The sequence below is a fragment of the Micromonospora jinlongensis genome (assembly GCF_013410645.1).
Classification (GTDB): domain Bacteria; phylum Actinomycetota; class Actinomycetes; order Mycobacteriales; family Micromonosporaceae; genus Micromonospora; species Micromonospora zamorensis.
Genome location: NZ_JACCHK010000001.1, coordinates 3,652,818 through 3,673,649 on the forward strand (window position 1 = coordinate 3,652,818; position 20,832 = coordinate 3,673,649).

Sequence of the window (20,832 nt, forward strand, 5' to 3'; positions counted from 1 at the left end):
CGCACCTGGAAGGACCTGCCATGACCGCCGCGCTGCAGAGCGACTACCCGCCCGAGAGCGAGTGGACGACTGACGATCTGGATGCGCTGCCCGAGGATGGCCGCCGCCGGGAACTGCTCGATGGAGTGCTGCTGATGTCCCCCTCCCCCACCCGCAAGCATCAAATCATCGCTGGGCTACTGATGGCCGAGCTGCACGCTGACTGCCCCGACGACTACGACGTCACTCAGGGGGTAGCGGTGCGTATCAACCGCACCCGCTCGTTCATCCCCGACGTTCTGGTGACCACGTCGGTCGCCGCCGCCCGCGAGCCGTCGAAGTACGAACCGCACGAGGTGGTGCTCGCCATCGAGATCGTCTCGCCGAGCACCCGCTCGATCGACCGGGTGTTGAAGCCGGCGCTGTACGCCCAGGCCGGCATCCCCTACTACTGGCGGATCGAGACCGAGGGTGGCGAGCTGGAGGTCGTGACCTACCGGATCGACGCGGTGAACGAGGTCTACGTCGAGACCGGGCGGTGGACGAAGTTCGTCGACACCGGCGAGCCCTTCCCGATCAATCTGCCGATCAGTCGGATCACGCCCCGGGCCCGCTGAAGGCGGTCGGGGGCAGCATTTCGACTCCGAGTTGTTGGAGCAGTTGGAACAGCTCGTTGCAGCTCCACACCTCGACGATCCGGCCCGCCGCGTCGAAGCGCAGGAACGTCGCACCGGAGTAGCTGACCACCTGCCCGGTCGGTGGCACCGGCCCGAACTGCCCGGCGTGCGTGCCGGCCGCCCGCCAGTGCACGGCCACCCGCTCGCCGGCCGCCACCACGTCCACGATCTTGTAGCGCAGGTCCGGGAAGGCCGCCCGGCGCTCGCGGTGCCAGGCCAGCGTCGCCTCCGGCCCGGTGCCGCCCAGCCCCGGGCAGTCCTCGGCGATCAACTCGTACGCGGACTCCTCCCGGCGCGCGTTCCACACGTCGGCGATGAACCGGCGGGCCGCCGCCTCCACATCCGTCATGCCCGCGAGGGTATCCGGGCTCACCCGGTCGGTCGGTTGGAGATCGGTCAGGATGGGAAGCAGGGCAGTAACAACACCGGGAGGGTGACGTGGGCGAGGAAACAGGCGGGAAGTACGTCGAGCCGGGTGGCGAGTTCACCCGCGACCAGCGGTACATCGCCACTCGGATCACCGAGGACGGGCGGGACGGGTACCCGGTGGAGCCGGGCCGGTACCGGCTGGCGGTCAGTCGGGCCTGCCCGTGGGCCAACCGCCTGATCATCGTGCGACGGCTGCTCGGCCTGGAGGACGCCATCTCGATGGCGGTGGCCGGCCCGACCCATGACGCCCGGAGCTGGACCTTCGACCTCGACCCGGACGGCCGGGACCCGGTGCTCGGCATCGAGCGCATCCAGGACGCGTACTTCAAGCGCTTCCCCGGCTACGAGCGCGGCATCACCGTGCCGGCGATGGTGGACGTGCCGACCGGGCAGGTGGTGACCAACGACTACGCGCAGATGAGCCTCGACCTGTCGACGCAGTGGGGCGCGTACCACCGCGACGGTGCTCCGCAGCTCTACCCCGAACACCTGCGGGCGCAGATCGACGAGGTCAACGCCGTAGTGTTCCGGGACGTCAACAACGGCGTCTACCGGTGCGGCTTCGCCGGCAGCCAGGAGGCGTACGACAAGGCGTACCACCAGCTCTTCGACCGGCTGGACTGGTTGACCGAGCGGCTGACCGATCAGCGTTACCTCGTCGGGGACACCATCACCGAGGCCGACGTGCGGCTGTTCACCACGCTGGTCCGCTTCGACCCGGTCTACCACGGCCACTTCAAGTGCAACAGGCAGAAGCTGAGTGAGATGCCGGTGCTGTGGGCGTACGCCCGGGACCTGTTCCAGACCCCCGGTTTCGGCGACACCATCGACTTCGACCACATCAAGCGGCACTACTACGAGGTGCACCGCGACATCAACCCGACCGGGGTCGTGCCGCTCGGCCCCGACCTGTCGAACTGGCTCACCCCGCACGGCCGGGAAGTCCTGGGTGGCCGCCCGTTCGGCGACGGCAGCCCGCCCCCGCCGCCGGCCGAGCCCGTCGACCCCGCACACACCCCGCTGCGCTGAGCGGCGCTCCTACAGGGCGACGCGGACGGCTGCCGTGAGGACCAGTTGGGCGAGGGACGCTGGCACCAGCACCAGCCAGCAGAGCCGCTGGAGCTGGTCCTCGCGCAGCCGGGGGTAGGACACCCGGAGCCAGATGATCACGAAGGACACGGCGAAGACCTTCAGCAGCGTCCAGAGCCAACCCAGCTGGTCGTCCGCGAACGGGCCCTGCCATCCGCCGAGGAACAGCACAGTGGTCAGCGCGGCGATCACCACGATGCCGACGTACTCAGCGAGCAGGAAGAACGCGAAACGCAGCCCGGTGTATTCGGTCATGTAACCGAAGACCAGCTCCGAGTCGGCCACCGGCATGTCGAACGGCGGCCGGCGGATCTCGGCCACCCCGGCGACGAAGAAGATGATCATCGCGGGCGCCTGCCAGAGCAGCCACCACGGTTGCCACGCCTCGACGATGCCCGACAGGCTGAGCGTGCCCGCCGCCATCGCCACCGACGCGGCGGCCAGCACCAGCGGCAGCTCGTAACCGAGCAGCTGTGCGGCACCCCGCAGCCCACCGAGCAGGCTGTACTTGTTGGCTGACGCCCACGCCGACATCAGCACCGCCACCACCCCGACACCGACCACGGCCAGCACGAAGAACAGGCCGATGTCCAGAGGTTGCCCGACCAGGTCGTTCGGGCCGAGCGGGATGACCAGCAGCACCAACAGGTAGGGCACCAGGGCCACCACCGGGGCCAGCCGGAACACCGCACGGTCCGCCTCGCGCGGGGTCACGTCCTCCTTCTGCACGAACTTGACCCCGTCCGCGACCAGCTGGGCCCAACCGTGGAAGCCGCCCGCGTACATCGGGCCGAGCCGGCCCTGCATGTGTGCCATCACCTTGTGCTCGGCCTGGCCCACCAGCAACGGCAGGGTGAGGAACGCGACCAGCACGCCACCCACCCGCAGCACCAGCTCCACCCAGAGCGGCATCAGGTCGTACCCCCGTCGTCGTCGGTGCGCTCGGCGCGGGCCGGCGGGTCCGCGACCGGGCCGGGCGCCGGTTGGTCGGGTGAGCCCGGGCCGGCATCGGGCGCGGGCTGCTCGGGCACGGCCGGGCCGTCGTCGGCCGCCGCAGACCGGGGAGTACGCGCCGGACGGGCCCCCGGAGCGGGCCGCGCGGGCCGATCACCGGCGGGTCTGGCCGGGGTGCCGCCACGCGGCCCCTCCCCCACACCACCCGCGCCGGCCGGGGTGGGCGTGGTGCCCCACTCACCCGGAGCCGGAACACCCGGCGGGCGGATTGGCCGGCGCCCACCGCCGGCCTCGGACTCGCCCGGTTCCTTCGCGCCCGGCCACGGCTTGGCCACCCGGGAAGCGAGCACGAACTCCTTGCGCAGCGGGTGACCCTCGAACTCCGGGGGCAGCAGCAGCGGACGCAGCTCGCCGTGGCCGGCGAAGTCGATGCCGAACATCTCGTGCGTCTCCCGCTCGTGCCAGGCGGCACCCGGGTAGACATCGACCACCGACGCGACAGTGGGCTCGGCGCGCGGCAACCGGGTACGCAGCAGCACACCGTGCCGCAGCCGCGTCGACCAGAGGTGCGCCACCACGTCGAAGCCCTCGGCCAACTCGTCGACGGCGGAGAGCCAGTCGAAAAAGTCGCAGGCCAGCTCGGTGTCGTCGCGGGCCGCGCGAACGGCGACCAGCCAGCTCTCCGGCGGCACGTCGACGGTGGCCCGGGCGAACCGCTGCCCGCCGGAGACCGACGGGGTCGCCTCGACCGGCGCGAGCAGCGCCACCAGCCGAGCGCCGAGGGCTTCGGGAGTCATGCCGCTGATCCTAGTGCCGGCCGGGCCCGGGCCCGGGCCGCCGCCGATGCCAGATGATCTGCCGGCTTTGGGCGCGGCGCAGCCCCCGGCGGGGAAAGATGAGGGCGTGCGCGCTGTGACTGTGAAACCCGGGGTCGCCAACTCGCTGAACCTCGCCGAGGATCAGCCGGAGCCGGCTGCCGAGGAAGGCTCGGTCCTGGTCGAGGCGCTGGCGGTGGGGATCTGCGGCACCGACCACGAGATCATCGCCGGAGAGTACGGCGAGGCGCCACCGGGACGGGACCACCTGGTCATCGGGCACGAGTCACTCGGCCGGGTGATCGAGGACTCCAGCGGCACCATGCAACCCGGCGACCTGGTGGCCGGGATCGTCCGGCATCCCGACCCGGTCCCCTGCCCCAACTGCGCCGTCGGCGAGTGGGACATGTGCCGCAACGGCCAGTACACCGAACACGGCATCAAGGCGCTGCCCGGGTTCGCCCGGGACCGCTGGCGGATCGAGCCCCGGTTCGCGGTCGCGCTCGACCCCGCGCTGGCCCAGGTCGGCGTGCTGTTGGAGCCGACCAGTGTGGTGGCGAAGGCCTGGGACCACATCGAGCGGATCGGGCACCGGGCCGAGTGGCAGCCGCAGACAGTCCTGGTGACCGGGGCTGGGCCGATCGGGCTGCTGGCCGCGTTGCTCGCCACCCAACGCGGGCTCACCGTGCACGTGTTGGACCGGGCCACCGACGGGCCGAAGCCGGAGCTGGTCGCCGGGCTCGGCGCCACCTACCACGCGGTGCCGGTCAACGACCTGCCCTTCGAGCCGGACGTGGTGATCGAGTGCACCGGTGCGCCCACTGTGGTCCTCGACGTCATGTGCAAGGCGGGCCCCACCGGGATCGTCTGCCTGGCCGGAGTGTCCAGCGGCGGCCGGACCATCAACTTCGACGCCGGCGCACTCAACCGTGAGCTCGTGCTGGAGAACAACGTGGTGTTCGGCTCGGTGAACGCCAACCGGCGGCACTGGGACATGGCCGCGCAGGCGCTGGCCGGCGCCGACCAGGTCTGGCTCGAGTCGCTGATCACCCGTCGGGTGCCGGTGAACAGATACGCCGACGCTTACACCCCGGGGCCGGACGACATCAAGGTGGTGCTGGAGTTCGCGTCCTGAGCGACGCCACGCCCGATCAGATGCCCGGCAGCCGGCCGTTGCGGAACAGGTCGACGAAGAGCTGGTGGTCCTGCCGGGCCCGCACCCCGTACGCGTGGGCGAAGTCCACCAGGTGGGCGACGAAGCCCGGCTCGTCGGCGTCCACCGCCGCGACGATCGCCTCCTCGGTGGAGTAGTCCACCAGGTCGTGGCTGGACTCGTCGTCGGCGACCGAGTGCATCCGGGCCACCGCCCGACCGAGGTCGACGAGCACCCCGGTCAGCTCCTCCGGCTCGTTCACGTCCGACCAGTCCAGGTCCGCGGCGTACGGGGACACCTCGGCGACGAGCTGCCCGGCCCCGTCCAGCTCGGTGAAGCCCAGCCACGGGTCGGCGTGCGCCTGCAACGCCCGCTGCGACTCGGCGGTCCGGTGACCCTGGTGCTGGAAGTAGCCGCGGACCGACTCGTCGGTCACGTACCGCGCCACCGCCGGCACCTGCGCCTGCTTCATGTAGATGACGACGTCGTTCTCCAGGGCCTGGGTGTGCCCCTCCAGCAGCAGGTTGTACGACGGCAGCCCGGCCGAGCCGATGCCCACGCCCTTGCGCAGCACCACGTCCTTGATCCGCGCCGCCACCGGCCGAAGCTGCGTCGAAGCGTTCGGCAGGGTGCCCAGGTAGTCCTGGAAGGCGGCCCGCACCCGGTCCCGGGTGGCGTCGTCGATCTCGAAGACCCCGTCACCGATGGAGAACCGTCGCTCGTAGTTGTCGATGGTGGTCTGCGCGGCCAGCAGGTCGACGCGGGTGTTGAGCCGGGCCTGCTGGAGCACCCGGCGCAGCACACCGTCGGCGTTCTCCAGGGTGATCGAGCCGATCGCGTCGTCACCTCCGGCGGCGATCGCCCGCAGCTCGGTCAGGTACGACCGGGCGAAGCCGGCCACCAGATCGCCGATCGCCGTGTCGGAGAGCGCCTTGCCGTAGCCGAGCAGCGCCACGCTGGCCGCGAGCCGCCGCAGGTCCCAGGTGAACGGCCCGACGTACGCCTCGTCGAAGTCGTTGACGTTGAACACCAGTTGCCCGGAGGCGTTCATGTAGGTGCCGAAGTTCTCCGCGTGCAGGTCACCGTGGATCCACACCCGGCTGGTCCGCTCGTCGAGGAACCGGTCGTCGGCGAAGTCGCCGAGCTGGTCGGCGTAGAACAGCGCGGCGCTGCCCCGGTAGAAGGCGAATGGCGAGGCCGCCATCTTGCGGAACTTGCGGCGGAAGGCGGCCGGGTCGATCGCCATGGACGCACCGAACTCCTCGGTGAGCACGTCGACGATGTGGGCGGACCGCTGGTCCACTGAACTGCTCATGAACCGCAGGCTAGCCCGGCCCGGCCACCCCGAACCTCGGACAACCGACTTGTCCCCTTCGACCGGAAGGTCGACAAGGGCAGCTGCGGGCCATCTCGTCACCGATGCTGGACCGACGCGAATTGATGGTCGTGCGACGGCAACCACACCATGGGTTCGCTGGCGTCTATCCAGGCGGCCGGCGCGATCGGCACCGGCCGCCAGCACGGGAGGACCAGATACACGTGTTCACAAACGGGGACCCTACTCAGAGACCACGCTGGCCGTCGCCGCCAACGGTTGACCGGTTGATCCCGGCCGCCCGGACTCGTCCGGGCGGCGCTCGGCCGCCGTCAGTTGGCGGCGGGCGGGCGCACCGGCGCGGCGGTGAGGGAGTCGACGGAGCGCGGGGCTGCGGCTTCGCGGGGCGGTGCGTCCAGCGGCGCGGCCAGCACATCGCGTTGCGGCACACCGCCGATGCCCGACTGCTCGGCGGCGATCTTCTCCTGTAGGCGCAGGATGCCGTGCAGCAGCGCCTCCGGCCGGGGCGGGCAACCGGGCACGTAGACGTCGACCGGGATGAGCTGATCGACACCCTTCGTCACCGAGTACGAGTCCCAGTAGGGGCCGCCGCAGTTGGAGCAGGCGCCGAACGAGATGACGTACTTCGGCTCGGGCATCTGGTCGTAGAGCCGCTTGATGGCCGGTGCCATCTTGTCGGTCACCGTGCCGGACACCACCATCAGGTCGGCCTGCCGGGGGCCGTGGGCGAACGGGATCACACCGAGCCGGATGAAGTCGTGCCGACCCATGCTGGTGGCGATGAACTCGATCGCGCAGCAGGCCAGACCGAAGTTGAACACCCAGAGCGAGTAGCGGCGCCCCCAGTTCAGCACGAACCGGATCGGCTCACCCAGCACTGCCGGTAGCTGCACGACCGCTCCCTTCTGTCCCCCACCGGACAGTCAACCACAGCAGCTCCGAGCCTCGTTCGTGGCTTCTCCGGGCCACGCACGTCACCCGACGAAGAGGGTCGCGGGAGGAACCATCGTGAAAGCTCGTGTCAGACCTGCCGGTCGGGCCCGGCCAGCGGTGCTGGCCGGGCCCGTCGCGCAACCATCGTCCCGCCGGTACGCAGTGCTCAGGCCGTCACCGTGGAGCCGGGCCCGGTCAGTTCCGCGACGCCCGGGCCAGGACCGATCTTCCCGGGCGCACCCGGACCGGGGCCGATCTCACCGGGAGCACCCGGTCCGGGGCCGATGGCGAGGGACACGCCCGGACCGGGGCCGATCTCGCCCGGGGCACCGGGGCCGGGGCCGATCGCCGTGACGGCTGCCGCCGCGCCACCCACGCCAAGAACCAGCCCGGCCGCCGCAGTCACTCCGCTGATCAGGATCTTCCGCATCGTCATCGTCTCTCCCGTGTCGTTGTGGCTTGATGACTTGACCGTACGGAACCGGCCAATGCCACAAAACCTCCTTTTAGCGACATTTGTCTATACTGACGCCCGTTGATTGGTTGCCGGATCTGTGCGGTGACAGGCGATGTCCCGGACACGACAGGAAACGCCACCGGTCGACCCGCAACCTGCCGACGCGCCCGAGTGTGTGACCGATGCTGGCGACCACGCCGCCCGCGGCCACCACGGGGAGGACGAGTGCTTGTGACAAGAGAAGTACAGGTGGGCGGACGGCCACCGGACCCCCCGGGCAGCTCCGCACCGGCGGCTACCGAGTTGGTCTTCGACGACTTCTACCACGCCCACTTCCGTGGGCTGGTCGTGCAGCTCACCGCCTACACCGGTGACCGCGGGCAGGCCCAGGACCTGGTCCAGGAGGCGTTCTGTCGGGCGTACGCCCGCTGGGACCGGCTGGCCGGATACGAGGATCCGCTGGCCTGGGTACGCAAGGTCGCCTGGAACCTCGGCCACAACCGCTGGCGGCGACTGCGGACCGCCCAGGCGTGGCTGCTGCGGCAGCGGGAGACGCACGTCGCCGAGCCGAGCCCCGACCGGGTGGCCCTCGATACCGCGTTGGCGAAGTTGCCGCCGAAGCAGCGGCGGGCCGTCGTCCTGCACTATCTCGCCGACCTGTCGGTCGCCGAGATCGCCGCCCAGGAACGGGTCGCCGAGGGCACCGTCAAATCCTGGCTGCACCGGGGACGCACGGCGCTGGCGACGCACCTACGCGACACCTTTGAGGAGGTGCGAGATGTCTGAGCAGGAGACCCTCGACCTCGCCGAGGAGTTCGCCCACTACCGGCGTACCGTGCTGGACAAGGTCGAGGTGCCCGGTCCCGCCGCCGTCCGACGGACGGTACGAGGCCGCAACCGGCGCCGGTGGGGGGCCACCGCCACGACCGCGCTCGCGTTGCTCGGCGGCTCGGCCATCGGGTACGCGGCGATGAGCGGCCCGGACCACCGGCCAGGTCCGGTCGAGCCGACACCGAGCGTGTCGGTGTCGCCCACGCCGACGCCGACGCCAACCCCCAGCCCTTCCGTGACCAGTGACGGCCCCGCTTCCGCCGCGCCCGACGGCCGGATCAGCCGGGCACAGTTGCTCGGCGCGTCGGTGACCCTGCCGGCGTGGCGGGCCGGACGGGGGTGCCCGACGACGGGCGTACGGATCAGCGGCGACGACCGCGAGGGCGTCAACTGGCTCGTGGCGCTCGACCACGGCGACGTCGACGGGGACGGCGCGGTGGAGACCGTGGCGCTGGTGCAGTGCGTGTTCGGCACCAAAGGGCCGATGCAGGTGGTCGCCTTCGACCGGGACAAGGCGGGGAAGGTGATCACGCTCGGCCGGGTGGTCGCGACCACCATCGACAAGCCGGAGTGGTTGTTCGCACTCGACGTGGTGGGCGACGGCACGGTCCGCGTACAGGTCGGTGACATAGCTCCCGGGGGCGGCTGGCCCGCCGAGTGGTCACAGCGGCAGTGGCGGGGCTACCGCTGGAAGGGCGAGGCCTTCGCCCAGGTCTCCGGGCCGACGACGTTCGGTCAGAACCGGCACGACGTCAACCTTGTCGTCACCGCCACGAACCTGGTGCTGGCCGAGACGCCGGACGGCTCTCGGGTCGGCACGGTGACCGTGCGCATCCACAACACAACGGGAGCGGCCTCCTACGTGGCCCTGCGGCTCGGACTGCCGGCGACGGTGCGCCCGGACGGCGACGGCTGGGCGGCCTGCCGCAACGATCCGGAGACGACCCGGGAGCCGGTGACCTGCGACCTGAAAGGGCTCGACGGCGGCAAGGAGGTCGTGCTCACGCTGGGCTTCCGCGTCGCGGCGGGCACCACAGTGGCTGCAGGCGAGGCCGACGTGGACGTGCGGCCCATGGACGCGGACTTCGACTTCGTGGAGGAGGTCTACGACCCGGACAACATGGTCGTGATCACCTACCGTTGAGCCGGTCCGGTCCGGTCCGCCGTCGGAGGACGGCGGACCGGACCGTGCGGCATCACCAGGTGGGACGTTGCAGCAGCCCGACGAACTCGACCAGCAGCCGCTCCCGCAGCGCCGGCGGTGCGGCGTCGAGCAGCGTGTTGACCACCGCCATCCGCTCCGGCAGCGGCGCACCACCCGGCTCGTCGCCCATGCCCAGCCCGGCGGCCAGGCCCTCGACCAACTCCGGGGTCAGCGCGTCCGGGGTGAGGGCGCCGACCAGGGCCGCCAGCTCGGCGGGCAGCCGCACCGGCCCCGCGACCAGGGCCGCGGCCACCGCGTCGGCCAGGTCCGGGCCGAAGTCGCCGACGCGGGGCGCCACCGAGGCGGTCACCGTGAGGTGCACACTCGCCGGCAGCCCCGCGTACGACAGCTGGGGTTGGGTGTGCCAGCCACGCGCGGTCAGCTCGTCCACCAGGACGAACAGGTCGGGGCCATCCTCGGTGGCGGTGAAGCAGACCACTGTCGACTCCGGCTCGGCCATCAGCCGCAACCCGTCGACGGCGCGGACCGCGTCGGCCAGGCCGGCGACCGCGTCCCGGGTGACGGTGGCCAGTCGCAGGTAACCGTCGTCGCCGAGGTGCCGCACGGTGGCGTACGCGGCGGCGATCGGCCCGCCCGACCGGGTGGACGCGATCACCGGGTTGATCATCGTGTAGCCGGGCCAGTCGGCGTACGCGAAGTACTGCGGCGCTCGCAGCGAGGCGTCCCGGTGCAGCAGCACCGACACGCCCTTCGGCGCGTACGCGTACTTGTGCAGGTCCACCGAGATGGACGTGACCCCGGGCACCGCGAAGTCGAACGCCGGCACCGGCTCACCCAGACGGCGCAGGTACGGCAGGGTCCAGCCGCCGAAGCAGGCGTCCACGTGGCAGCGCACCCCGGCGTCGGCCGCTGCGGCGGCGATCTCCGCGACCGGGTCCACCACCCCGTGCGCGTACGACGGCGCGGAGCAGGCGACCAGCACCGTCTCCGGGCGGATGGCGGCGGCCATCGCGGCCGGGTCGGGACGCAGTGTGTCCAGGGAGACGGGCACGACGTCCATCGCCACCCGCAGATAGTGCGCCGCCTTGGCGAACGCGGCGTGGGCGCTCGACGGCACCACGATCCGGGGCGCGGTGATCTCCGGATGGGCGTCCCGGGCCGTCTTGACGGCGAGGATCAGCGACTCGGTGCCACCGCTGGTGACGCTGCCGACGACGTCCGGGGCGGTCGTGCCCGGGCCTGCGCCGAGCACCCGGCCGGCGGCGCCCACCAGCGCGTTCTCCATGGCCAGCAGGGACGGAAACGCGGTCGGGTCCAGCCCGTTGACGTGCGCGCTCTCCCGGTGCGCGGCGGCGGCCAGCTCGTCCAGCCCCGGCACCGCCGGGTCGTAGACGTACGCGAACAGCCGTCCTCCGTGGATCGGCCGGTCCCCGGCGCGCAGCCGCCGAACCTCGTCGAGCGCGACCTCGGCCGCAACCCCGGCAGGCAACCCGGCCCTGGTCTCGTCGATCATGGGGTTATGGTGCCCTTCTCGTGACGGTCAATGGCTTTCGTCCCCCACCACAACTCCATGATCGACCGAACCGTCGACCGGGGTGGCGAGGGCGGCGGTCAGCGCGGCGGGGGTCAGGGTGTATCGGCGTAGCAGGAGGATCGGGGGCGCTATCAGCAGAGCCGGGATCAGCGTGAAGCCGAGGAGGACGCCCAGCCGGGCCGAGTCCGACTGGGCGGCCGCCGAGCCGGTGTCGGACGAGACGTAGCCGGAGATCTGGAGCACCAGCCCGTAGATGCCCGGGCCGAGCGCCAGGCCGAACGTCTCCCCGGCGGTCCACAGGCCGGTGAACACCCCCGCCTGCCGTCGACCGGTGCGCGCCGTGTCGTACGCGATGCAGTCCGGCAGCATCGCCAGCGCGAAGACCTGCTGCCCCGCGTACCCGACGCCGATCGCCGCGACCACCAGGTAGACCACGACCGCCGGCAGCATTGGCGCGGCGACCAGGGCCAGCGCCCCGGCGGCGAGGATCAGCGAGGCGACGACCAGCGCGGTGCGCTTGCCCAGCCGGGCACCGACCCGGGTCCAGATCGGCATCACCAGCAGCGCCGGCCCGACGAAACAGACGAAGAGCAGGGTCGGCCCGCTCTCGTCGTCGCGCAGGATCTGCCCCGCGAAGTAGTTGACCCCGGCCAGGATCGTCGCCACCCCGGCGGACTGCACCACGAAGCAGATCAGCAACGCCCGGAACGGGCGGTTGGCGCCCGCCACGGCGAGTTGGGCGCGCAGCGTCGGCTCGCTGCCGCCCACCGTGCCGGTGGGCGCGGATCGGGTGCCGAGGAACGCGCCGAGGGCACCGAGGGCGATCAGCGCCGCCACAAACAGGCCCATCCACCGGTGCCCGGCCACCCCGTCGCCGCCGGCGCTCACCACCAGCGGGGCGACCGCGCCGGACACCAGGATGGCCAGCGCCAGCACCGCGATCCGCCAGGTCATCAGGCGGGTGCGCTCGGCGTAGTCGTCGGTCAGTTCCGCCGGCATCGCCACGTACGGCACCTGGAAGAAGGCGAACGCGGTGGCGGTGGCGAGGAAGGCGAAGGCCACGTAGGCGGCGGCGGCCGGACCGTTGCCGAACGGCGCGGCGAAGATCGACGCGAACAGGACGGCGAGCGCGAGGCCGGCGATGAGCAGGTATGGCCGGCGGGCGCCCCAGCGCGACCGCGTCCGATCGGAGATCCGCCCGGCGACCGGGTTGACCAGCACGTCCCATGCCTTGGGCAGCAGCACCAGCAGCGCGGCCATGCCGGCGGCCACGCCCAGCGTGTCGGTGAGGTACGGCAGCAGCAACAGACCGGGCACGGTGCCGAACGCGCCGGTCGCCAGTGAGCCGAGCGCGTAGCCGGCGTGCACCGGTCGAGGCAGCGGGCCGGCTGACGAGCCGGTGCCCGGCGGCGTTTTCATGGGGCCGAATGTTACTCACGTTATGCCGGAGGTCACATCCCTCAATCTGGCGATCAAGCCGCCGGGCAGGCCCGCGCAGAGTGGCCGTCGCGCACGTTCCGCTTCGGTCACCCTTCCCGGTCCGGAGACCAAGCGGCCGCCGCGATGTCCACGCGCTCGCCGCGCAGCGGCACCCCCTCGGCGCGCAGTCGGGCCCGCGCCTCCCGCTCGTGGCCCGGCGGCAGCCGGCCGGCCGAGGTCACCACCCGGTGCCAGGGCACCGAACCGCCGTGTCGGGCCATGATGTTGCCCACCAGCCGAGCCGAGGCACGGCCCGAGCGCTCGGCCAGGGCGTCGGCGACCCCGCCGTACGACATCACCCGGCCTTCCGGGATCCGCTCGACCAGGTCGAGCACCGCCTCGACGTACTCGTCAGGTGTCACAATCGGCCACCATATGGGAACGCCGCCGGGCGATGCCGCCGTGACCACGCAGAATGGGCGGGTGCGCGACGCAGTCACGACGGCCCGGCGGGTCGTCGTCAAGATCGGATCATCCTCGTTGACCACCGCCACCGGCGGCCTGGCCGACGAGCGCGTCGACACGCTGGTCGACACCCTCGGTCGGCTCACCGCCGAAGGCCGCGAGGTGGTGCTGGTGTCCTCCGGCGCGATCGCCGCCGGCCTCGCCCCACTCGGCCTGATCCGACGCCCGCGCGACCTGGCCACCCAGCAGGCCGCCGCCAGCGTCGGGCAGGGCCTCCTGATCGGCCGGTACGCGGCCAGCTTCGCCCGGCACGGCCGCACGGTCGGGCAGGTGCTGCTCACCGTCGACGACGTGACCCGGCGCGCGCACTACCGCAACGCGTACCGGACGCTGCGCAAGCTGCTCGACCTGCGGGCGGTGCCGATCGTCAACGAGAACGACACGGTGGCCACCCAGGAGATCCGGTTCGGCGACAACGACCGGCTGGCCGCGCTGGTGGCCGCCCTGGTGCACGCCGACCTGCTGGTGCTCCTCTCCGACGTGGACGCGCTCTGGACCGGCGACCCCGCCAAGCCGCAGTCGACCCGGATCACCGAGGTCCACGGCGACGCGGATCTCGCCGGGATCACCATCGGCGGGGCCGGCCGGTCCGGTGTCGGCACCGGTGGCATGGTGACCAAGGTCGAGGCCGCCCGGATCGCGACCGGCTTCGGCATCCCGGTGGTGCTCACCGCCGCCGACCTGGCCGGTCCGGCGTTGGCCGGCGAGCCGGTCGGCACGCTCTTCCACCCGCAGCGGCAACGCCCGACGGCCCGGCTGTTCTGGCTGGCCCACGCCACCTCGCCCCGAGGGCGGCTGCACCTCGACCCGGGTGCTGTTGCCGCCGTCGTCGGGCGGCGCAAGTCGCTGCTGCCCGCCGGCATCACCGCCGTGGACGGCACATTCACCGCGGGTGACCCGGTGGACCTGGTGGACACCGCCGGCGCGTCGGTCGCCCGGGGGCTGGTCAACTACGACGCGGTGGAGCTGCCCGGGCTGCTCGGCCGCTCCACCTCCGAACTCGCCGCGGCGCTCGGCCCGGCGTACGAACGAGAGGTCGTCCACCGCGACGACCTGGTACTGCTCTAAGGAGTCAATAGTGAGTGAGCGTCAGCGAGCGAATCATCGGCTCAGGGCGGTGGTGCCTCAGGGCGGCACGGAGCGCAGCGGAGTGCCGGCATGAGCGTCAGCGAGCAGGCGCGACGGGCGCGGGACGCCGCCGCCGAGTTGGCCGTGGCCACGCGTACGGTCAAGGACGCCGCGCTGGTGGCGATGGCCGACGCGCTGGTGGCGCGTACCCCGGAGATCCTGACCGCGAACGAGACGGACCTGGCGGCCGGCCGGGAGGCCGGGCTGAGCGCGGCCGTGCTGGACCGGCTCGCCCTCGATGCGGGCCGGGTGGCCGGCATCGCCGACGCGCTGCGCCAGATGGCCGCGCTGCCCGACCCGGTCGGCGAGGTCGTTCGCGGCTCGACTCTGCCCAACGGGCTGGAGCTGCGCCAGATCCGGGTGCCGTTCGGGGTGGTCGGCATCATCTACGAGGCGCGACCGAACGTGACAGTGGACGCCGCCGGGATCTGCCTCAAATCCGGCAACGCGGCACTGCTGCGCGGGTCGTCCTCGGCGGCGCACTCCAACGCCGCGCTGGTCGCGGTGCTGCGGGACGCGGTCGCCGACGCCGGGCTGCCGGCCGACGCGGTGCAGCTGCTCGACGCCAGCTCCCGCGACTCGGTCAAGGAGCTGATGCGCGCCAGGGGGCTCGTCGACGTGCTGATTCCGCGCGGTGGCGCGTCGCTGATCCGCACGGTGGTCGAGGAGTCGACCGTTCCGGTGATCGAGACCGGGGTGGGCAACTGCCACGTCTACGTCGACGCCGCCGCCGATGTGGCGAAGGCCGTCGCGGTGACCCTGAACGCCAAGACGCAACGCCTCTCCACCTGCAACACCGCCGAGTCGCTGCTGGTGCACGCGAGCGTGGCCGACGCGTTCCTGCCGCCGATGCTGGCCGCGCTCGCCGAGGCGGGGGTGACCGTGCACGGTTCCCCCGAAGTGGCCGCCTACTCCGCCGCCGTGGTCCCGGCCACCGAGGAGGACTTCGCCACCGAATACCTGTCGGCCGACATCTCGGTCGCCGTGGTCGACTCGCTGGACGCGGCGGTCGCGCACATCCGCCGCTTCGGCACCGGGCACACCGAGGCGATCCTCACCGACTCGGCGAGCGCGGCCCGCGACTTCGTCGCCCGGGTGGACGCGGCGGCGGTGATGGTGAACGCCTCCACCCGGTTCACCGACGGGGGCGAGTTCGGGTTCGGCGCGGAAATCGGCATCTCCACCCAGAAGCTGCACGCCCGCGGCCCGATGGGCCTGCCCGAGCTGACCAGCACCAAGTACGTCGTCACCGGGGACGGGCACCTCCGCTGAGGCCTGCGTCACGGTCCTCGGCTCGACCGAGGACCGTGACAAGGCTGTTGGCCGGCCTCAGCCCGGCTGCGAGGCGGCTCCGGCCGTCGCGGGCCGGGCGGCCCGGATCGCGGACAACGTGGCGTGCACGTCGAACTGGTGGCCGCCGTCGCTCTCCCAGCCGCCGTCGCTGCGCTGCGTCTCGGTCAGCCGGCGCAACGCCCGCACCATGATCCAGTCCTGTGGATCGATGCCGGCCCGGCGCAGCGTGGAAGCCAACCAGGCCACGTCCCCCGGGGACATCTTCGGCATCCGCTCGGCGAGCACCACCTGGATCCGCGCCGACTCCTGGAACATCTCCTGCCGGTGCAGCACGGCCGCGCTCAGCCAGCCAGCGGCGAGGTACGAGGGCCAGCTACCGTCCGGGCGCAGCCGCGCGGCGAGCGAATGGGCCGCCGCCTGCACCACCCCGGCGTACGCCCCACCGACCCGATGGTCGAGCGGGCCCGACGCGCGGGCGTCCAGGCCGGCGACCGTGAGCCAGAAACCGGCGTTGGCCGACTGGAGGAACCCGGCCTCCGGATCGCCGGGCCGGGCCCACTCCGGGGCCGAGTCGGCCAGCGACGCGTCCTCGTCCCAACTGCCGTCGGCCTGCTGTCGCGCTGCCAGCCAGTCGAGCGCCCGGCGAGCGGCGGGACGGCCGAGCGCACCCAGGTCGTCCAGCTCGGCGAGCCGGAAACAGGTGGCATCGATCGAGGCCATCGCACCGCCCCAGGTGGCCGGCCACCCGCCGTCGGGTGACTGACCGACCTCGGCCGTCTCCAGCATCTCGGGCGGCACGGCCGTGCCGTTGCGAAGCCAGGAGAGGCGGGCTCGTTCCACCGCGTCCCCATGCGCCACGACGAACCCGATCGCCGCTTCCAAGTCGACCACGGCGGGAACGCTACCTGCGCAGACGCGATCCCGCCTCGGAGAATCGGTTGGCCCGGAGTGGCTGCGTCGCTCCGGGTGAAGGGCCACCCGGCGTCAGGTGCGTCGATTTACCGGGGCGGCGGTGTGGGCCGCCCCGGCCCATCGATCAGTACGCGGGCAGTGCCGGGTCGATCTGCTTGATCCAGGAGAGCACGCCGCCCTGCACGTGCACGGCATCCCGGAAACCCGCCGCCTTGAGCGCGGCGAGCGCCTCCGCGGACCGGACGCCGGACTTGCAGTGCAGCACGATCTGCCGGTCCTGCGGCAGCTTCGCGAGCGCCTCGCCGGAGATGATGTCGCCCTTGGGGATCAGCGTGGAGCCGGGAATGCGGACGATCTCGTACTCGGCCGGCTCCCGGACGTCGACCAGGAAGATGTCCTTGCCGGCGTCCTGCCACTCCTTGAGTTCGAGTGCCGTGATGGTCGCGTCGAGCGTGGCTTCCTGGGCCTCCTCGGAGACCGCGCCGCAGAAGTCCTCGTAGTCTTCCAGCAGGTCGGTGACCGTCGGGTTCTCGCCGCAGAGCGCGCAGTTCGGGTCCTTGCGGACCTTGATCTTGCGGTATTCCATCTCCAGGGCGTCGTAGACCATCAGGCGGCCGACCAGCGGCTCACCGATGCCGGTGAGCAGCTTGATCGCCTCGTTCACCTGGATCGAGCCGATCGACGCGCAGAGCACACCGAGCACGCCGCCCTCGGCGCAGGAGGGGACCATGCCGGGCGGCGGCGGCTCCGGGTAGAGGCAGCGGTAGCAGGGGCCGTGCTCGGCCCAGAACACCGACGCCTGGCCGTCGAAGCGGTAGATCGAGCCCCAGACGTACGGCTTGCCGAGCAGCACCGCCGCGTCGTTGACCATGTAGCGGGTGGCGAAGTTGTCGGTGCCGTCGACGATCAGGTCGTACTGCGCGAAGATCTCGCGGACGTTCTCCCGGTCCAGGGCGGTGTTGTGGATCTCCACGTTGACCAGCGGGTTGATCTCGCGGATCGACGCGGCGGCGGACTCGGCCTTGGACCGGCCGATGTCGGACACGCCGTGGATGATCTGACGCTGGAGGTTGGACTCGTCGACGGTGTCGAAGTCGATGATGCCGAGGGTGCCGACCCCGGCCGCGGCGAGGTACATCAGGGCGGGTGACCCGAGGCCACCGGCGCCGACACAGAGCACCCGGGCGTTCTTCAGCCGCTTCTGCCCGGTCACCCCGACATCCGGGATGATCAGGTGGCGCGAGTAGCGGCGGATCTCGTCAACGGTCAGCTCGGCGGCGGGCTCGACGAGCGGGGGCAACGACACGGTGGACTCCCCGGGATCGGCGGTGTGAACCGCGCCATTGTTGCTCGCGGGAGCCCCGCTCGGCCATGAGGGACGACACGTGGTCCGCGATGCGGGAGCGGGAATAACCGACGACCCGGTCGATCAGGGGACGATGTCACCCGCGTAGCGACGGCCGTCGAGGTAGGGCCAGGCGTTGGCGACGCAGCCGTTCAGGCCGTACGTCTGCTGCTGCATCACCGGCGCGGGCTCCCCCGGCCCGGGGCAGGCCTCGTGCTCCTCGCCGAACTCGTGGCCCACCTCGTGGTTGATCACGTAGGTGCGGTAGGTGTCCAGCGAGGCGCCGTAGTCGGGGACCGCCTCCATCCAGCGGGCCAGGTTGATGATGACCTGGCCGGGCAGCCGGCAGGAGGTGTAGCGCTCAGTGGTCAGCCCGCCCTCGGCGCACATCCGCTCGGACGTGACCGGGGTGGCCAGGTAGATGGTGAAGTCGGCGGCCCCCGCATCGGCCACCCGTTGCACCCGCAGGTCGCCGGAGGCGATCCAACTGCGTGGGTCGGCCAGCACCTCGTCGACAGTGGCGGCGAACGTGTCGGCGTCCTGGCCGGTGCCACGTTCGACCGCGACCCGGTAACGGCGCAGCGGACCGTCCGCACCGTGCTCGGGTGTCTCGCCGTCGGCTGCGGTGAACCGTCCCGCTCCGACCGACGGATAGCTGGTGGGCACCGGGTGGGCGGGGATCCCACCGCCGTGGCCCATGCCGCCCTGGGTGGTGGCGGGAGTCTCGGGTGGCGGCTCGCCGGCGCGGTACAGCGTCACGCCGATCGCGGTGGCGAGGACGAGCAGGCCGAGCAGCAGGCTGCGGCGGCGACGCCGGTGCATCCGCACGAGCGTGGGACGCACGTACACCGGCCGGCCCGACGGGTCGGGCGGCTGGGGTGGGCCGTAACGGGACGACGGCGTCATGACGTCGAGCCTGCCAGATTATTCGGGCATTTCTCCGAATTTGCCGCTATTGCCGCAAGACGCCTGATGGAGGGTTGGAAGTCGGCGTGTCGGCCCGTCGCTCACAGGGAAGGACCGGCGTAGCGACGCCCGTCGAGGTACGGCCACTGGTTGACCCGGCACCCGTTGAGGAACAGCGTCTGCTGCATCATCACCGGCGCTGGCCTGCCCGCCCCCGGGCAGCGCTCGTGCCGGTGCCCGAGCTGGTGACCCACCTCGTGGTTCACCACGTACGTCCGGTAGACCGCCAGCGGCACGCCGGCCGAGACGAAGTGCGGCACGGACAGCCGCCACCGATCCAGGTTGATGATCACCTGGCCGGGCGCGCGGCAGGACGTGTACGGCCGACCCCCGACCCGGATGTCCACCCCACCGTCGGCGCACATCCGACCCGCCGTACGGGCGGTGGCCAGGTAGACGGTGAAGTCGCGAGGCGCGTCCCCGGGCACCTGCTGAAGCCGCAGCCTGCCGCTGTCGACCCAACTGCCCGGCCCGGCGAGCGCCGTCCGCACCGCCAGCGCGAACTCGGCCGCGTCCTCGTTACTGCCCGACTCCACCGCGACGCGGTAACGCCGCAGCTCACCCGCACGACCCAGCACCGGGCCGGATCGGTCGTCGTAGCCGAAACCCCCCGTGCCGGCACTCGGGACCGCACCGGGCGCCCGCAGCACCGGAGACGGGCTGGACGGAACCGCCTCGGAGGGCGACGGGCTGACCGACGGCGGCAGTGGCGCGGCCACCAGCGGGGGCAGCGAGACGATCTCGTCGGCGGCCAACCGGTCGGCAGCGGGATGCCCACCCGGCCCCTCGGCGATCACCGTCACCACCGCGCCGACCGCCAACACCACCGCCACCAGTTGGGCGAACAGCGCGAAGCGTCGCTGACGGCGACCGGGGAGGGGGGCTGAGCTGGGCATCCACGTCAGCCTGCCAGATCAGGCCGCCTGACGGTGTCCCCCGTTTCGGCGAGGAGGCCGACGACCGCCCGGGCAACCAGCCGGGGCACCTCCAACTGCGCCACATGACCGACACCGTCGAGCATCATCAGCCGACTGTCCGGGATGACCCGGGCGGTCTGCGGCGCGACCCGTACGTCGACCAGGCGATCCGCTCGGCCGCCCACCACCAGGGTCGGTGCGCGCACCGCCTCGGCGAGGCGCCACAGCGAACCCGGCCCGGGCAGGTACGCCCGCAGAAAACTGGAGACCAGACCGCGGAACGTCCGGACGTACGCGGCGGCGTAGTGCTCCGCCTCGTACCGAACCCGGATCTCCTCCAGCGCCTCGGCCCGGCGCTGGTCGCAGATGCGGCTCAGATCGGCGACACACGCCTCCAGCACCTGCTGGGCCATCACCTCGGGAGCGAGCTGGGTGAGGTGCCGGGCGACCAGCCGTTCGCCGCGCGGGATGGCGAGCACCGGCAGCATCCGCCCCTGCAGCGAGCGACGGAAATCGAGGAACGGCAGCGCCGGGGAGATCAGGGTGAGCGTACGGACCAGGTCGGGCCGGAGCCCGGCCACCTGGACCGCGATCGCGCCGCCCAGCGAGTTGCCGAACAGGTGCACCGGGCCCCGACCGGAGTGCTCGATCCAGCGGACCACCAGATCAGCGAACGCCGGAATCGTGTAGCGCGGGCCCGGCTCGCTGCGGCCGAAGCCGGGCAGGTCGATGGCCTGACCGTCGAGCCGGTCGGCGAGCAACCCGGCCAGGTCGGTCCAGTTCTGCGACGACCCGCCCAGCCCGTGCACGTACAGTGCCGGCTCCGCGCCGGCGGCGGTGGCCGGGGTGTCCCGTACGTAGGTGACCCGGCCGTCGAGGCGGACCTCCCTGCCCGGCCACGGTGGCGGGACACGGTGGTCGGGAAGCAGGTGGTCCGGCCAGAGGGTGGCGCGTCTCATCGTTCCAGTCTGCCTC

The 20,832-nt window shown here is 72.0% G+C and carries 20 protein-coding genes and 1 pseudogene; 7 read left to right on the forward strand and 14 right to left on the reverse strand.

What is annotated here, in order from left to right; all coding sequences use genetic code 11:
• Positions 1 to 20 precede the first annotated feature (20 nt).
• Positions 21 to 596 (forward strand): Uma2 family endonuclease, encoded by a 576-nt coding sequence (locus tag HNR22_RS16110; RefSeq protein ID WP_179781052.1) that lies wholly within the window; start codon positions 21 to 23, stop codon positions 594 to 596.
• Here HNR22_RS16110 and HNR22_RS16115 read toward each other — a convergent pair.
• Entirely contained in the window at positions 577 to 1,005 is a 429-nt protein-coding gene (locus HNR22_RS16115; protein ID WP_179781053.1) for an ester cyclase, read from the reverse strand. The genes HNR22_RS16110 and HNR22_RS16115 overlap by 20 nt on opposite strands.
• An 89-nt stretch (positions 1,006 to 1,094) precedes the next feature.
• Here HNR22_RS16115 and HNR22_RS16120 point away from each other — a divergent pair, with 89 nt between their 5' ends.
• Entirely contained in the window at positions 1,095 to 2,114 is a 1,020-nt protein-coding gene (locus HNR22_RS16120; protein WP_179781054.1) for a glutathione S-transferase C-terminal domain-containing protein, read from the forward strand.
• A 9-nt stretch (positions 2,115 to 2,123) separates the two neighbouring features.
• Here the strand turns inward: HNR22_RS16120 and HNR22_RS16125 are convergent, their stop codons facing one another.
• Together HNR22_RS16125 and HNR22_RS16130 are read right to left on the reverse strand one after the other, a co-directional pair.
• Complete coding sequence (locus HNR22_RS16125) at positions 2,124 to 3,086, reverse strand: complex I subunit 1/NuoH family protein (protein WP_088950268.1); 963 nt, start codon at positions 3,084 to 3,086, stop codon at positions 2,124 to 2,126.
• A gap of 242 nt (positions 3,087 to 3,328) precedes the next feature.
• Positions 3,329 to 3,925, reverse strand: a pseudogene (locus HNR22_RS16130) (NADH-quinone oxidoreductase subunit C); the annotation flags it as partial.
• Between the two features lie 106 nt (positions 3,926 to 4,031).
• Between HNR22_RS16130 and HNR22_RS16135 the strand changes: the two are divergent.
• Entirely contained in the window at positions 4,032 to 5,078 is a 1,047-nt protein-coding gene (locus HNR22_RS16135; protein ID WP_179781056.1) for an alcohol dehydrogenase catalytic domain-containing protein, read from the forward strand.
• A gap of 16 nt (positions 5,079 to 5,094) precedes the next feature.
• Here the strand turns inward: HNR22_RS16135 and HNR22_RS16140 are convergent, their stop codons facing one another.
• The 3 genes from HNR22_RS16140 to HNR22_RS31670 form a co-directional block, all read right to left on the reverse strand.
• Positions 5,095 to 6,411: a DUF2252 domain-containing protein gene (locus HNR22_RS16140; protein WP_179781057.1), complete on the reverse strand. Its 1,317-nt coding sequence runs from the start codon at positions 6,409 to 6,411 to the stop codon at positions 5,095 to 5,097.
• 332 nt (positions 6,412 to 6,743) lie between these two features.
• Positions 6,744 to 7,325 carry an NADH-quinone oxidoreductase subunit B gene (locus HNR22_RS16145; RefSeq protein ID WP_179781058.1) on the reverse strand — a complete coding sequence of 194 codons (582 nt, stop codon included), beginning with the start codon at positions 7,323 to 7,325 and terminating at the stop codon, positions 6,744 to 6,746.
• Positions 7,326 to 7,531: 206 nt separating this feature from the next.
• Positions 7,532 to 7,801 (reverse strand): hypothetical protein, encoded by a 270-nt coding sequence (locus HNR22_RS31670; RefSeq protein ID WP_218906443.1) that lies wholly within the window; start codon positions 7,799 to 7,801, stop codon positions 7,532 to 7,534.
• A 270-nt stretch (positions 7,802 to 8,071) separates the two neighbouring features.
• Between HNR22_RS31670 and HNR22_RS16155 the strand changes: the two genes are divergently transcribed.
• Both HNR22_RS16155 and HNR22_RS16160 read left to right on the forward strand, forming a co-directional pair.
• Positions 8,072 to 8,608, forward strand: a complete 537-nt coding sequence (locus HNR22_RS16155; RefSeq protein ID WP_343059831.1) for an RNA polymerase sigma factor — start codon at positions 8,072 to 8,074, stop codon at positions 8,606 to 8,608.
• Positions 8,601 to 9,797 carry a hypothetical protein gene (locus tag HNR22_RS16160; protein ID WP_179781060.1) on the forward strand — a complete coding sequence of 399 codons (1,197 nt, stop codon included), beginning with the start codon at positions 8,601 to 8,603 and terminating at the stop codon, positions 9,795 to 9,797. The genes HNR22_RS16155 and HNR22_RS16160 overlap by 8 nt, the downstream gene beginning before the upstream one ends.
• A 52-nt stretch (positions 9,798 to 9,849) precedes the next feature.
• Here the strand turns inward: HNR22_RS16160 and HNR22_RS16165 are convergent, their stop codons facing one another.
• The 3 genes from HNR22_RS16165 to HNR22_RS16175 all read right to left on the reverse strand — a co-directional run bounded on the left by HNR22_RS16165 (position 9,850) and on the right by HNR22_RS16175 (position 13,193).
• Positions 9,850 to 11,331, reverse strand: coding sequence for a pyridoxal phosphate-dependent decarboxylase family protein (locus HNR22_RS16165; RefSeq protein ID WP_179781061.1), 1,482 nt, complete (start codon positions 11,329 to 11,331; stop codon positions 9,850 to 9,852).
• A 27-nt stretch (positions 11,332 to 11,358) separates the two neighbouring features.
• The gene (locus tag HNR22_RS16170) at positions 11,359 to 12,771 is read right to left on the reverse strand and encodes an MFS transporter (RefSeq protein WP_179781062.1); all 1,413 of its coding nucleotides are present in this window, start codon (positions 12,769 to 12,771) and stop codon (positions 11,359 to 11,361) included.
• Positions 12,772 to 12,878: 107 nt separating this feature from the next.
• Positions 12,879 to 13,193, reverse strand: a complete 315-nt coding sequence (locus HNR22_RS16175) for an MGMT family protein (RefSeq protein ID WP_179781063.1) — start codon at positions 13,191 to 13,193, stop codon at positions 12,879 to 12,881.
• Between the two features lie 13 nt (positions 13,194 to 13,206).
• On the opposite strand from HNR22_RS16175, the gene proB reads away from it, so the two are divergent.
• Together proB and HNR22_RS16185 are read left to right on the forward strand one after the other, a co-directional pair.
• Complete coding sequence (gene proB, locus HNR22_RS16180; protein WP_179781064.1) at positions 13,207 to 14,364, forward strand: glutamate 5-kinase; 1,158 nt, start codon at positions 13,207 to 13,209, stop codon at positions 14,362 to 14,364.
• 90 nt (positions 14,365 to 14,454) lie between these two features.
• On the forward strand, positions 14,455 to 15,696 hold the full coding sequence (locus tag HNR22_RS16185; protein ID WP_179781065.1) for a glutamate-5-semialdehyde dehydrogenase: 1,242 nt from the start codon (positions 14,455 to 14,457) through the stop codon (positions 15,694 to 15,696).
• A 57-nt stretch (positions 15,697 to 15,753) separates the two neighbouring features.
• Here the strand turns inward: HNR22_RS16185 and HNR22_RS16190 are convergent, their stop codons facing one another.
• The 5 genes from HNR22_RS16190 to HNR22_RS16210 all read right to left on the reverse strand — a co-directional run bounded on the left by HNR22_RS16190 (position 15,754) and on the right by HNR22_RS16210 (position 20,816).
• Positions 15,754 to 16,695: a prenyltransferase/squalene oxidase repeat-containing protein gene (locus HNR22_RS16190; protein WP_343059833.1), complete on the reverse strand. Its 942-nt coding sequence runs from the start codon at positions 16,693 to 16,695 to the stop codon at positions 15,754 to 15,756.
• Between the two features lie 58 nt (positions 16,696 to 16,753).
• On the reverse strand, positions 16,754 to 17,935 hold the full coding sequence (gene moeZ / locus HNR22_RS16195; RefSeq protein ID WP_088950282.1) for an adenylyltransferase/sulfurtransferase MoeZ: 1,182 nt from the start codon (positions 17,933 to 17,935) through the stop codon (positions 16,754 to 16,756).
• A gap of 123 nt (positions 17,936 to 18,058) precedes the next feature.
• The gene (locus HNR22_RS16200; RefSeq protein ID WP_179781067.1) at positions 18,059 to 18,880 is read right to left on the reverse strand and encodes a DUF3152 domain-containing protein; all 822 of its coding nucleotides are present in this window, start codon (positions 18,878 to 18,880) and stop codon (positions 18,059 to 18,061) included.
• A gap of 101 nt (positions 18,881 to 18,981) precedes the next feature.
• On the reverse strand, positions 18,982 to 19,836 hold the full coding sequence (locus HNR22_RS16205) for a DUF3152 domain-containing protein (protein WP_179781068.1): 855 nt from the start codon (positions 19,834 to 19,836) through the stop codon (positions 18,982 to 18,984).
• A 5-nt stretch (positions 19,837 to 19,841) separates the two neighbouring features.
• Positions 19,842 to 20,816, reverse strand: coding sequence for an alpha/beta fold hydrolase (locus HNR22_RS16210; RefSeq protein WP_179781069.1), 975 nt, complete (start codon positions 20,814 to 20,816; stop codon positions 19,842 to 19,844).
• Positions 20,817 to 20,832: the final 16 nt, after the last annotated feature.